The following is a 12,119-nucleotide window of genomic DNA, read 5'->3' as shown; positions in this document are numbered from 1 at the left end:
CACACCTCGCATAGTTTCGATCATCACCGATACTCAACTTGTTGAGTAGGTGCGGAGGAGATTAATCGCATCGGTGTACGGTGTCCAGATGTCTCTGAAGTACGCGGTGCTCGCGGCGCTCCTGGAGGGAGAGTCGTCCGGCTACGACCTGGCCAAGATCTTCGACGTGTCCGTGTCCAACTTCTGGTCGGCGACTCCTCAGCAGCTCTACCGCGAGCTGGAACGCCTCGCGGGCGACGGCCTGATCGACGCGCGGGTCGTGGAGCAGGAACGCAGGCCCAACAAGCGGATGTTCACGCTGACCGACGTCGGCCGCCGCGACCTGCGGGCCTTCGCCGCCGAGCCGCCCCGGCCCATCGCCATCCGGGACGAGCTCATGGTCAAGGTCCAGGCGATGGACGGCGGCGACCCGGAAGCCACCCGCGCGCTGATCGAGGAGCGCATGGAGTGGTCGCGCGGGAAGCTGGCGCGCTACGAGCGGCTGCGCCTGCACCTCCTCGGCGGCCGTGACGAGGCCGAATACCTGAGGGACGCCGAGCGCGTCGGCCCCTACCTCACGCTGATGGCGGGGCGGTCCCTGGAAGAGTCGAACCTGCGCTGGGGCGAGCGGGTCCTTGAGATCCTCGCCGGGCGTCTCAACTATGCGAACAGTGACGGGACTTGAGGAGGCAGGGATGAGCGAGCTGTCCATGGGGACGGATCAGGGGCCGGAGCCGAAGCTGGGGGTCGATCCCGACGAGCGTCCGGACACCCCGCCCAGTGCCGTGCTCACCGACTTCGGCGGGGTACTGACCACCAGCGTCCTGGACTCGTTCCGCGCCTACTCCGAGCGGGTCGGCGACGATCCGCTGCTGATCGAGCGCCTCTTCCGGGAGGACAAGGAGGCCTCGGCGCTCCTGGTGGAGCACGAGTGTGGACGGCTGAGCGAGGCCGACTTCGAGCGTGGCCTCGCGGGGCGGCTGCGCGAGAAGGGCGTGGACGTGGAGCCCGCGGGCCTCCTCGCCGCCATCGCGACGGGGATGCGCCCGGACGAGACGATGCTCGCGGCGCTCCGCGGGCTGCGCGCCCAGGGCATCCCGGTGGCGATCGTGTCGAACGCACTCGGCGACGACTGCTACGAGGGATACGACCTGGACGGGCTCGCCGACGTCGTCGTCATCTCCAGCGAGATCGGCTCCCGCAAACCGGGCCGCCGCATCTACCGCACGGCCTGCGAACGCCTGGGCGTCGAACCGTCCGCCTGCGTCATGATCGACGATCTGGAGCACAATCTGCGCGGCCCGGCTCGGAATCCGTGGTCTGCACCACGTGGACAGCGCCGAGACGGCTCGCGCCTTGGAGCAGCTGTTCCCGGCCGTGTGACCGGCCTCCCGGCCTATCCGGCCGCGTACACGTCCTCGACGTAACGCCCCTGCGCGGTCAGCTCGTTCAGCCACTCCTCGGAGTCCGCCGCCGTGGCACCCGGCGTACGGTTCCGATGGAGTGCGCGCAGGGCGTCGCGCACGCCAGGTGCCATGCGGGAGCCGTCGCCGCACACGTACACGCGGGCCCCGGCGGCCAGCAGTTCCCACACCTCGTCGGCCTCGGCGGCGATGCGGTGCTGCACGAAGGCGACGCCGTCGACGGGGGCGGCGCTGAAGGCGGGCCGCAGGGCGACGGCACCCGCGGCCTCCGCGGCGCGCAGCTCATCGGAGTGCAGGAAGTCGGCGTCCGGGTGATCACACCCGAAGTAGCAGAGAGCGGGCGGTAGTTGGTGCCCCTGCGCCGCCAGTACCGCACGGTCGGCGATGGTTCCGCGGAACGGGGCGAGGCCGGTTCCCGCGGCGACCATGATGACCGGCGCCGGGCCTGCGTGGTCGATCCGGAAGGCCTCACGGCACGGCTGGACGCGGGCCAGGACGATGTCGCCCGGACGCACGCCGTTGAGGTGGCCGGAGCCCGTGCCCCGGTAGAGCCGTCCGTTCCCGGAGCGGGCAGGGGCCTGGAGCAGGGACACCATCAGGTCGACATGGCCCGGGTGCACGGCGGGTGAGGAGGACACCGAGTAGTGGCGGGGCCGCAGCGGCGAGAGCAGCTCGAGCAGCCGCGGCCACTCCAGGGCTCCGCGCAGGGCGGGGTGGGCCTCGACCACTTCGAGCAGCGTTCGCCCGTCGGCCGCGCGTGCACCGGCGTCCTCGGCCAGGGCGGTGAGCGCCGCCCGCTCCGGAGGGCAGGGATTGGCGTCGGCGAGCGCGGACAACTGCCCGGCGGTGGGCCGCTCCTGCAACTCCACGTAATGACCGAGAATATGACGTACCGTCACCGGGCGGTCCACCGCAAGCCCGTCGCGACGCGGTCGGCCCGCGCGAATGTCGAGAACCGCGTCCAGGTCGACGCCGAGCGCGTCGGCCGCCCGGTCGACGAGCGCCGGGTCGTTGACCGGCAGAACGGTGAGATGGTCGCCGGTGCGATACGTGACGCCGTCCGGCAGGGCGAGCCGCACGAAGCGCTTCGTACGGGGATGGCCGGGAGCGGTGAGATCGCGAGCCTCGGTGACAGTCATCGGGACGAGCCCGTGCCGCGCGGCGAGAGCGTCGAGCGGGCCACCGGTCAGCTCGCGCACCTCGTACGCATCCGAAGGGACACCGGCATTCAGGGCCTGAAGATCAGGGCCCTGGAGGTCCGGCCCCTGAAGCGCGTCGGGGTCGCCGTACCGCTCAAGCAGCGCCGTACGCAGCCGGGCCGTGAACTCGCGCACGGTGCCGCCGAGATCCCCCGAGGCGTCGGCCGCCGTGCGCTCAAGGAGCCGGGTGCCGCCCAGCTCCGCGAGCCGCTCGTCGAAGCGCGTCGGGACGTGCTGATAGGTGGCGGCCCAGTTGCGGTCGCCCACGCCGAGCACCGCGTAGGTGACGTTCTCGGCGGTGGCCGCCGGGGCGCCGTCCAGCCAGGAGGCGAACTCGGCGGCGTCGTCGGTGGGGCGGCCGTTGTAGGAGGCGGCGGTGATGACGACCGGACGGTCGGCGGGCAGCGCCCCGGCGTACTCGTCCAGCGGCGCGATCTCCGTCACGCAGCCCACCGAGGCCGCCTCGTCGGCGAGTTGGGCGGCGAAGTCCCGGCAGGTGCCGTAGTTGCTGCCGTGCAGGAAGAGCGCGCGGGTGCCGGACAGTACGCGAGCGGGCAGGGCGGCGGCGTCCGTCTCCGCCACCGTGCGGCGGGACACCGTGCCGGGCAGCTCGCCGTGCACACGGTCAGCCGTGGTGCGGGGCGTGAGAGTGAGCGTGAAGCCCTCGGGCTTGAGGGTGAGCGTCTCCTTCACGGTGAGCCGGTAGTCGGCGTGGTCGTGCAGCCGGTAGCGGTGCACCAGCATCCCGAGGAGCATGGTCGCCTCGTGCAGCGCGAACTGCCGCCCGATGCAGGCCCGTTCACCCGTGCCGAACGGCTTGAACGCGTGCGGGGAACGCGCGCCCTCCGCCTCCGGGGTGAAGCGCTCCGGGTCGAACAGCTCGGGGTTGTCGCCCCAGACGGGCTGCCGGTGCAGCATCGGCGTGAGCACGGTGACACCCTGCCCCGCGCGCAGCGGGACGCGTCCGCCCAGGAGCGTGTCCTCGCGGGCGTGGCGGCCGAAGGCGGCGGCAGTCGGCCACAGGCGCAGCGCTTCGTTGAGCACCTGACGGGTGTACGTGAGCCGCCCGACCTCGTCGAACGTCGGCTCCGGATCGGCCGTGTCGCCCCAGAGGGCGTCGACCTCGCGCCGTACGAGCCGCAGCACGGCGGGGTGCTTGGCGAGGTAGTACAGCGCGAACGACATCGCGCCGGACGTCGTCTCGTGCCCCGCGATTAGGAAGGTGATGACCTGGTTGCGGATGTTCGCGGTGTCGAGCTTCGTGCCGTCGCCGGGATGCCGGGCGCTGAGCATGAGGCCGAGCAGATCCTGAGCCGGACCCGCTCCGGGCGCGGCGCCCGCCCGCGCCGAGATGACCTCGTCGACCACCCCCGCCAGGTAGTCGGCGTCGGCGCGGAAGGCCGCGTCCGCCGCCGCGTGGTCACTGCCCGGTGTACGGCTCAGCCGCGTCATGCTCCACTCCAGGCAGCGGACCATGGAGTCGACGAAGGGATGCGGTTCGGCCCGCGCGAACGACCCGAAGTCGTAGCCGAACCCGGCGAGTCCGATCGTGTCCAGCGTCATCCGCGTCATGTCGCCCGGTACGTCCACGGGGTGCCCGTCCCGCGCACCGCGGTCCCACGACGCGATCAGCCGGTGGGCGACGTCCAGCATCACCGGGTGGTACGTACGCATCGAACCGAGCGCGAAGGCGGGCATCAGGATGTCGTGGGCGCGGGCCCAGTTGGGCTCGTCGTTGTACGCGGTGAACAGACCGTCGGCGGTGAACTCCCGCACGTTCTCCAGGGCGGGGCCCACGTGCTTGGCGAAGCGGGACTCGTCGGCCAGCTCGGTGACGAGATCGAGATCGCTCACGAACAGCGCGTCGCGGCCGTGCAGTCGGCGCCGCAGCACCGGGCCGTGGCGGCGCACGAGCTCCATGGCCTGCTGCAGCGGGGCCGGTCCGGGCCCGGTGGCGGAGATGTCGACCAGTGGAACGCCGTCCGCGAGGGAGCCGGGTTCCTGGGGGAGCAGTGCGGTGGTGGGGGGCATGGCGTGACAACTGCCTTTCGCCGTACGGAGGTCACTGCTCCCAGCTTGATCCCGGGGGCCCGCGGCTCCGTGCCGCGCCACTACATGATTGTGTAGCGGTCAGGGGCGCGCCGCTCTTGACTGTCTCCGGCTGGAAGGAGCCGCCCTGTGGACTCCGTGCTCTGGCGCAACCGCGCCATGACTCTCTTTGACCGCATCCCGATGCCGGTCGCCGTGTGCGACGCGAGCGGCGCGATCATCCTCGCCAACCCCGCGATGGCGGCGGAGTGGGGCGAGACCTCGGGCGCCCTGCGGGCCCGGAACGTACTGGAACTGTTCCGCCCCGAGGAGAAGACGCAGGTCCTGCGGATCGCCGAGGCGCTGCGGCTGCGGCACCGCTCCCGCTATCCGGTCGCGGTGCGCTGGAACGCGGCCGACGGGGTGCGGCGCCACGGTGAGATGACGGCGGAGCCGGTGAGCGACACGGCCGACGACGTCCCGGGCCTGCTTGTGATGCTCCGGGTACTCGGCGAGCACCGCACCCCCGACCCGGCCCCCGCCGAAGCCGCCGCCACCCCCGCCGAAACCCGCATCCTCGCCTTGCTGGCGGGCGGCGCCACCACGGCCCAGGCGGCCCGCGACACGGGCCTCACCCTGGACGGCGTCACCTATCACCTGCGCAGGCTGACGGAACGGTGGGGCGCGGCGAACCGTACGGAACTGGTCGCGCGCGCCTACGCGTCGGGCGTTCTCGCCCCGGGAGTGTGGCCGCCGGCCGCCCGCGCCGAGTGATCCGGCCCGGCCGTCACCCGGCCGTCAGCGCGGGCTCTCCTCCGGCTCGGCCTCGGCGCGGCGGTACTGGGCGTTGATGCGCTGGGCCTCCTCGAGCTGGTCCTCGAGAATGACGATGCGGCACGCCGCCTCGACCGGGGTCCCCTGGTCCACCAGCTCGCGGGCGCGGGCGGCGATCCGCAGCTGGTAGCGGGAGTACCGCCGGTGTCCGCCCTCCGACCGGAGCGGCGTGATCAGGCGGGCCTCACCGATGGCTCGCAGGAACCCGGGAGTGGTGCCGAGCATCTCGGCTGCCCGCCCCATGGTGTAGGCGGGGTAGTCGTCGTCGTCCAGACGACCACCAAGTGGTGTATCTGCTGTCATGTCACCTCGTTATGCCAACGCGTCGAGGGGCCCTGGTGCCGTACGGCACCAGGGCCCCGAAGGAAATTCAACACCATCCGTCGGCTCTACTGCTCCGCCGACCTCTTGTTTCCGCCGTCCGGCCCCAGAACTGGGCGGGAGTGCGGGGATCGCTGATGCTTGACCGAGGACCACCTTCCATTCCGGGGTCTTGCGGTACCCGGGCCGAAGACGAACTCGGACCGGGCGATCCTGATGGCGTCTGCTCCCTCCGTTCTTTCTCTCGTCTTATGACTACAGAAGAAACCTTAATCATGCGACTGCCCAATGTCTACTCTCGCCAGCATAGATTTTGGGGCGCTTGAGGTAGAGGTTACGCGGCTCACGTACGAGGCGGCGGTGACGCCGTGCCCTGCCGTCCGGACACACGAGAAGGGCCCTGCCGGCGAATGCCGGCAGGGCCCTTCTCGTGGTTCAGGTGCTACACAGCGGAGGTGGTGGCGCCGAGCAGGGCCGACGCGTTCTGCAGCGGGGTGAGGTCGGGCTGGTTCGCGTCCTCGGAGGGGGTACGGCAGGTGAAGCCGAGGTGCGCCATCGCGCGGGTGACCTCTCCGGCGGTGAAGTCACGACGGTCCTGCCGGGTGACGACCGCGCCCACCTGCTTGATGGGGTAGTGACGGCGGCCGATGATGACCGAGTCGCCCGTGATGGGCTCGGGCTTGACGCCCTTCATCGTGGCGATCACCCCACTCTTGGTGAGGTCGAACGGGAAACGGGCGATGACGCAGCGCATGATGCCTCACAGAGGGGGAGGGGGCCAGCAGACAAGGGTGAGGGTGAGGCGATCAACGCGAGAGGGCGAGAACGTCCCGTAGACGGATCTGGTCCGTGTAGGCCGGGCTGTCCCGTACGGCGATGAGCCGCTCCCGGGTGATCAGGCCCGTGCACTGGTCGTCCGCGTCACAGAGGAACAGCTGACCGGAGCCCTCACCGTCCATGACGGAGAGCGCGAGCTCGACGGTCATGTCATCACGGACCTGCGGCCCGGCCGCGTCGACCGTGGTGGTGGTGGCGGAGTCCGCCGGGCGGTGCTGTGTCTGAACCGGTGTCAAAGGTGTCTCCTGCGGGGTGGGTGAGCCGTGCGGTCGCGAGGGTGGCTCTAGGCCGCCGTGCCGGTGGCTGACTGCCCCGGAGCCGAGCGGCGCGGGGCGCGGTCGGTGCGGCGGTCCAGGGCGCTGCGGCTGCGGCGGCCACGGGAGGACGAGGAGCTGCCGCGACGGGGGCGCTCCGCGGCGGGCATGGTGATGGTGACCGGGACGCCGGACGGGGCCTGGGCGCCGGTGATGCGGTTCAGCTCCTCGTCACCGGAGCGCACCTGCGCGGTCTGCGGGGTGATGCCGGCGGCGGCCATCAGACGGCTCATGTCGCGGCGCTGGCCCGGCGTCACCAGGGTCACGACGCTGCCGGACTCGCCCGCGCGGGCCGTACGGCCGCCGCGGTGCAGGTAGTCCTTGTGGTCGGTCGGCGGGTCGACGTTCACGACGAGGTCGAGGTTGTCGACGTGGATGCCGCGGGCCGCGACGTTGGTCGCCACCAGGACCGTCACGTGACCGGTCTTGAAGTGGGACAGGGTCCGGGTGCGCTGCGGCTGTGACTTGCCGCCGTGCAGGGCCGCGGCGCGGACACCGCTGTTCAGCAGGTGCTCGGTCAGCCGGTCGACGGCGTGCTTGGTGTCCAGGAACATGATCACGCGGCCGTCGCGGGCCGCGATCTCGGTGGTCGCCTGGTTCTTGTCCGCGCCGTGCACGTGGAGCACGTGGTGCTCCATCGTGGTGACCGCGCCCGCGGACGGGTCGACGGAGTGGACGACCGGGTCGTTGAGGTAGCGGCGCACGAGCAGGTCGACGTTGCGGTCGAGCGTGGCGGAGAACAGCATCCGCTGGCCCTCGGGGCGCACCTGGTCGAGCAGCGCGGTGACCTGGGGCATGAAGCCCATGTCGGCCATCTGGTCGGCCTCGTCCAGGACGGTGATGCCGACCTGGTTCAGCCGGCAGTCGCCGCGGTCGATGAGGTCCTTGAGGCGTCCGGGGGTCGCCACGACGACCTCCGTGCCGGCCCTCAGCGCACCGGCCTGCTTGCCGATGGACATGCCGCCGACCACCGTGGTCAGCCGCAGCTTCACGGCGCGTGCGTACGGCGTGAGGGCGTCGGTGACCTGCTGGGCGAGCTCACGGGTGGGAACGAGAATCAGGGCGAGCGGCTGGCGGGGCTCGGCGCGCTGACCGGCCGTACGGGCCAGCAGCGCGAGGCCGAAGGCAAGGGTCTTGCCGGAACCGGTACGGCCGCGGCCGAGGACGTCACGGCCCGCGAGGGAGTTCGGCAGGGTCGCGCCCTGGATCGGGAACGGCACGGCCATGCCCAGACGGGCGAGCGAGGCGAGCAGCTCCGCGGGCATGTCGAGGTCGGCGAACGCCTCGACGGCCGGGAGCGGGGGAGTGACCGTCACGGGCAGGGCGAACTCGCCCTGGGGCGCGGACGGTCGGCGTCCGTAGCCACCCGAACGGCTCGGGCCGCCGGAGCGGCCGGAGGAGGGGCCACCGAAGCGGCTGCCACCGCTCCTGCCGGAGCCGGAACCGGAGCCGTAGCTGGAGCCGTAGTTCGAGCCGCCGGTGCGGGTGCGGGGGGAGCGGTCGTTCGTGCGTGCGCGGTTCATGCGGAACCTTCCTTGATGCGGCACGTACCAAGGAAATTCCGCAGCGAGTGCAGCGAGTGCGCAGCGCGGAGAATCGCGGGAACGGGCCGAGCGAAATGCGTGAGCGAATCCGGCCGACGGCAATTGATATGCGGGTCGGTGCACGGAAAGGAACGTGTTGTGTTCCGGGCAGGGTGACGCGGTAGGCGCGAAAGCAACGGAAAGGTGCCGGCCTGATAAATCCGCGGTCCTTGGTAATAAAGGGAATGCAGCGAGCTGGGGCCCGCACCCCAAGGTGCGGGCCCCAGCTGCGAAGTGCGCGTGAGCGTCAGGCGGGAACGATGTTCTCGGCCGTCGGGCCCTTCTGGCCCTGGGCGATGTCGAACGTCACCTTCTGGCCTTCAAGGAGCTCACGGAATCCCTGGGCGGCGATGTTCGAGTAGTGGGCGAAGACGTCGGGGCCGCCGCCGTCCTGCTCGATGAAGCCGAAGCCCTTTTCCGAGTTGAACCACTTCACGGTACCGTTAGCCATTTTAATCTCCTTCGGGGCAGTCCCGGAATCCACACTGTGCGAATTCCGCGTCGCCGCGATGATTACCCCGCCGGAATAGACCGGAAATACAAAAGTGCTCCCACCGGTAGATACACGGTGAGGGCACTTGAAGTTTCTGGGAACCACAACTGCAACTGAGATCGACAGTAGCACGGTACGGTCGGCGCTGCGTGGTCGTAAATGCTTTTCTGCCAGTCGCGCGAGAAATCCTCAGGGGGCGTCGCGCTGATTTCTCTCGCGGCGGGCACACATATTCTTCTCGGCAGTCGACAGGTGCGTCTTGGGGGTCAACCGGTGGTCTGCGGATCGATGGATCCGTGAATCTGGAACCGGCCGACCGCCTCGCCCCCGGCCGAGCGCAGGCTGACCGCGACGGGGCCCGCGAAGGTGTAACCCTGTTCGGCGGCGTGGCGAAGGACCTGAGCGGCGAGCTGTCGGCTCAACTCGGAGCCGCTGCCGTTCAGTTGGCGGTGGCTTTCCGGCGGCAGGTCGATGACGAACGAGTTGGGTACGAGAACGCGCTCGCGCCCGAGGATCAAGGCGCTGTCATCGCACTCCCGGCGAAGTGTGGCGACCACTTCCCCTTCCTCCTCGTGCGACGGCAGCAGCTTGGGCGGAAGGAGCAGAGTCCACAGGGTCGTTGTCCATCGCTCCATGGTGTGTTCGATCGTGCTGATGTATCGCATGGCGTTTCGGGTTCCCAGGGCCTTGCGGCGCACACTCGCCCAAAAGGGTGCCGGTGTGCCGCGTCAGCGGGTGGCGGCGCCCCTGGCCCCGATGACCAGGGCGTACGAACCCAGACCGAGCAGGAGGCTGCCGGGAACCTGCTCGTGCCCGATGTGCAGATCGCCGATGCCGCCGGTCTCCGGGTCGAAAGTGAGATCGGTGAGCGTGCCGATGTCCTCGCCGTACTCGGTCAGGATCCGCTTGCCCAGCAGCTTCTTCCGCGCGCGGGAGTGCGAGGGGCCGTGGTCGCCCGCGGCGGCGGTGTCGATGATCACCGCGTCCGGGCCGACCCCGCGCACCTGCGCCCAGGGGACGCTGTCGCCGCTCTGTTTGGCGTCCCGCAGATACAGCTCCGTGACGCGGCAGGTCGCCGGATCGATGCCGAGTCCGGCCACCGCCCCGGCCGGGCGCGCGTCCTCGGCGCTGATGACCGGGTGTCCAAGGATCTGGCTGAGCAGCATCATCGCTCTTCCCCCTTCCGCGGCCCCGTCCCGCCCGCGCCCTCCCAGAACCCTGTGCCGCCCGCGGCCCGGCTCCGGTCCCAGGACGCGGCCAGCGCGTCGAGGTCGTCCACCGCCTGTCCGGCGAGTCCTGCCGGGATCACCAGGGTGTCCCCGGTCATGGCCAGTTGACCGTGCGCGGGCAGGAACGCCTTGCGCTCGTGGCGGCCCATCGCCTCGGTGGTGGCGATCTCGAAGCCGGCCACCCTGCCGCTGGTGCCGCTCTCGACCACCGCGTCCAGGACGGTGCCCAACTCCAGCCCCGCATCGCTCAGTACGCGCGCCCCGCGCACCTGACCGGTACCGGCCTCACCCTTGTCCACCACCGCGTCCTTGCCCTGCAGTACATCGGCGGAGGGGATCATCACCGCGTCCGCTCCCAGCGCGTGGACGCCGGACCAGGGCAGGCTCTGCTTGAGCGGACCGGACAGCAGCCCGCGGCCCGCCAGGGTGAAACCCGTGATCCGTCCGCCCGAAGCGTCGAAGACGGTGTCCTTGACCTGGGCCACCGCCTCCCCGCCCAGCGTGACCACGGGCCGCTTCGTCAGCCCGGCGGCGAGCATCAGCGCCGTCATCGCATCCTCCCGCGCCCCGCACGGTGACCCCGGCGGACGACGATCGCGCCGCCGCCACGGCGCCGGGCCTGCGTCCACAGCACCGCACCGGTCAGCAGGAGCAGTGCGACCACTACCGCGACCAGCCACATCAACCAGTTCACAGCCGTCCACCTCCGTGTCATGCCCGTCATCCCCGCGGCTCGTCCGAGTTCCCCTGACGGCCCGTTCCATACGGAAACGGCTGGTTCCATACGGAGACGGCTCGTTCTTTACGGAGAGTCAAGTCACGGGAATGTAACGGGAGATGGTGGGTAAGAGCCGATGCACAGCGCGTTCTCACGGGAGAACGCCCCCTGTTACGGGAGTGACGATGGTGGCCGCCTCGACCAGCAGCACGCCGGCACCCACGATGCCGTCCGCCGAGCGACATACCGACGGCCCCGACATCCCCACCGCCGAGCCGCAGGCCCCCGAGCTCCCCCAGCCGTTCCCCACCGGACAGCGCACCGCCGAGCTCCGCGGCCTGTCCAAGGCGCTCTTCGCCCGCCTCGACGAGGTCGAGGAAGGGACGCCCGAGCACTCCTACGTACGCAACTCGCTGGTGGAGCTGAACCTCAACCTCGTGCGGTACGCGGTCCACCGGATGCGCCCGCGCGACGAATCGTACGAAGACGTCGTCCAGGTCGGCACGATCGGCCTGATCAAGGCGATCAACCGCTTCGAGCTCCAGCGGGGAGTGGAGTTCACCACCTTCGCGCTGCCGACCATCATGGGCGAGATCAAGCGCTTCTTCCGCGACACCACCTGGGCCGTGCGCGTCCCCCGCCGCCTCCAGGAACTCCGCCTCGACCTGGTCAAGGCCACCACCGACCTCGAACAGGCCAACGGACACGAGCCGACCATGGCGGAACTCGCCGAGTACCTGGGCCTGGACGAGGCCGAGATCAGCGAAGGCCTGACCGCGGCGAACGGCTACACCACGGCCTCCCTCGACTTCCCGGCCGACGGGGTGGACTCCGACGACACGCTGGCCGACCACGTCGGCTACAGCGACCCGGAGCTGGACAAGGTCGAGGACCTGCACTCCCTGAAGCCGCTCATCGCAGCGCTCCCCGAACGCGAGCGCACGATCCTCTCGCTGCGCTTCGGCGCCGACATGACGCAGAGCGAGATCGGCGAGGAGCTCGGCATCTCCCAGATGCACGTCTCCCGCATCCTCACGCGCATTCTCGGCCGGCTGCGGACCAAGCTCGTCGACAAGAGGTAGCCGGGGGGCGAGTCGGGCCGAACCGCTCGCGGACAGCCATCCCAGTGGATCTCGGTACGATGGCCCCCCTGGGGGTGC

The 12,119-nt window shown here is 70.5% G+C and carries 14 protein-coding genes; 4 read left to right on the top strand and 10 right to left on the bottom strand.

From position 1 onward, the window contains the following. Positions 1 to 88: 88 nt before the first annotated feature. On the top strand, positions 89 to 664 hold the full coding sequence (locus ACGFX9_RS29555) for a PadR family transcriptional regulator (RefSeq protein ID WP_393478985.1): 576 nt from the start codon (positions 89 to 91) through the stop codon (positions 662 to 664). 10 nt (positions 665 to 674) lie between these two features. Continuing rightward, on the top strand, positions 675 to 1,406 hold the full coding sequence (locus ACGFX9_RS29550) for an HAD family hydrolase (RefSeq protein WP_393478980.1): 732 nt from the start codon (positions 675 to 677) through the stop codon (positions 1,404 to 1,406). Here ACGFX9_RS29550 and ACGFX9_RS29545 read toward each other — a convergent pair. Continuing rightward, positions 1,376 to 4,633 (bottom strand): bifunctional cytochrome P450/NADPH--P450 reductase, encoded by a 3,258-nt coding sequence (locus ACGFX9_RS29545; protein ID WP_393478975.1) that lies wholly within the window; start codon positions 4,631 to 4,633, stop codon positions 1,376 to 1,378. The two genes, ACGFX9_RS29550 and ACGFX9_RS29545, sit on opposite strands and share 31 nt — an antisense overlap. A gap of 177 nt (positions 4,634 to 4,810) precedes the next feature. On the opposite strand from ACGFX9_RS29545, the gene ACGFX9_RS29540 reads away from it, so the two are divergent. Further along, the gene (locus tag ACGFX9_RS29540; protein WP_393479609.1) at positions 4,811 to 5,404 is read left to right on the top strand and encodes a PAS domain S-box protein; all 594 of its coding nucleotides are present in this window, start codon (positions 4,811 to 4,813) and stop codon (positions 5,402 to 5,404) included. 24 nt (positions 5,405 to 5,428) lie between these two features. On the opposite strand, the gene ACGFX9_RS29535 is transcribed toward ACGFX9_RS29540, so the two are convergent. The 9 genes from ACGFX9_RS29535 to ACGFX9_RS29495 all read right to left on the bottom strand — a co-directional run bounded on the left by ACGFX9_RS29535 (position 5,429) and on the right by ACGFX9_RS29495 (position 10,935). Then, entirely contained in the window at positions 5,429 to 5,767 is a 339-nt protein-coding gene (locus tag ACGFX9_RS29535; RefSeq protein WP_393478970.1) for a MerR family transcriptional regulator, read from the bottom strand. A 460-nt stretch (positions 5,768 to 6,227) separates the two neighbouring features. Then, the gene (locus ACGFX9_RS29530) at positions 6,228 to 6,539 is read right to left on the bottom strand and encodes an SCO5918 family protein (protein WP_393478966.1); all 312 of its coding nucleotides are present in this window, start codon (positions 6,537 to 6,539) and stop codon (positions 6,228 to 6,230) included. Between the two features lie 52 nt (positions 6,540 to 6,591). Then, positions 6,592 to 6,858, bottom strand: a complete 267-nt coding sequence (locus ACGFX9_RS29525) for a CBS domain-containing protein (RefSeq protein ID WP_393478963.1) — start codon at positions 6,856 to 6,858, stop codon at positions 6,592 to 6,594. A 47-nt stretch (positions 6,859 to 6,905) separates the two neighbouring features. Next, positions 6,906 to 8,459, bottom strand: coding sequence for a DEAD/DEAH box helicase (locus ACGFX9_RS29520; protein WP_393478960.1), 1,554 nt, complete (start codon positions 8,457 to 8,459; stop codon positions 6,906 to 6,908). A 307-nt stretch (positions 8,460 to 8,766) separates the two neighbouring features. Beyond that, a complete protein-coding gene (locus ACGFX9_RS29515; protein WP_355810863.1) occupies positions 8,767 to 8,970 on the bottom strand; it encodes a cold-shock protein in 204 nt (67 codons plus the stop codon). A 308-nt stretch (positions 8,971 to 9,278) separates the two neighbouring features. Continuing rightward, positions 9,279 to 9,647, bottom strand: a complete 369-nt coding sequence (locus ACGFX9_RS29510) for a DUF3662 domain-containing protein (RefSeq protein ID WP_393478955.1) — start codon at positions 9,645 to 9,647, stop codon at positions 9,279 to 9,281. Between the two features lie 93 nt (positions 9,648 to 9,740). Then, positions 9,741 to 10,181 (bottom strand): PRC-barrel domain-containing protein, encoded by a 441-nt coding sequence (locus ACGFX9_RS29505; protein WP_393478950.1) that lies wholly within the window; start codon positions 10,179 to 10,181, stop codon positions 9,741 to 9,743. Further along, on the bottom strand, positions 10,178 to 10,792 hold the full coding sequence (locus ACGFX9_RS29500; protein ID WP_393478947.1) for a PRC-barrel domain-containing protein: 615 nt from the start codon (positions 10,790 to 10,792) through the stop codon (positions 10,178 to 10,180). The genes ACGFX9_RS29505 and ACGFX9_RS29500 overlap by 4 nt, the downstream gene beginning before the upstream one ends. After that, the gene (locus ACGFX9_RS29495; protein ID WP_393478943.1) at positions 10,789 to 10,935 is read right to left on the bottom strand and encodes a hypothetical protein; all 147 of its coding nucleotides are present in this window, start codon (positions 10,933 to 10,935) and stop codon (positions 10,789 to 10,791) included. Before ACGFX9_RS29495 ends, ACGFX9_RS29500 begins: the two co-directional genes overlap by 4 nt. A 248-nt stretch (positions 10,936 to 11,183) precedes the next feature. On the opposite strand from ACGFX9_RS29495, the gene ACGFX9_RS29490 reads away from it, so the two are divergent. Further along, positions 11,184 to 12,041 (top strand): RNA polymerase sigma factor SigF, encoded by an 858-nt coding sequence (locus ACGFX9_RS29490; protein ID WP_393479605.1) that lies wholly within the window; start codon positions 11,184 to 11,186, stop codon positions 12,039 to 12,041. Positions 12,042 to 12,119: the final 78 nt, after the last annotated feature.

Origin of the sequence: Streptomyces sp. NPDC048436 (assembly GCF_043200355.1) — a bacterium.
GTDB lineage: Bacteria > Actinomycetota > Actinomycetes > Streptomycetales > Streptomycetaceae > Streptomyces.
The sequence above is the reverse complement of the archived record's forward strand: the minus strand, read 5'-3'. Positions and strand labels throughout refer to the sequence as shown.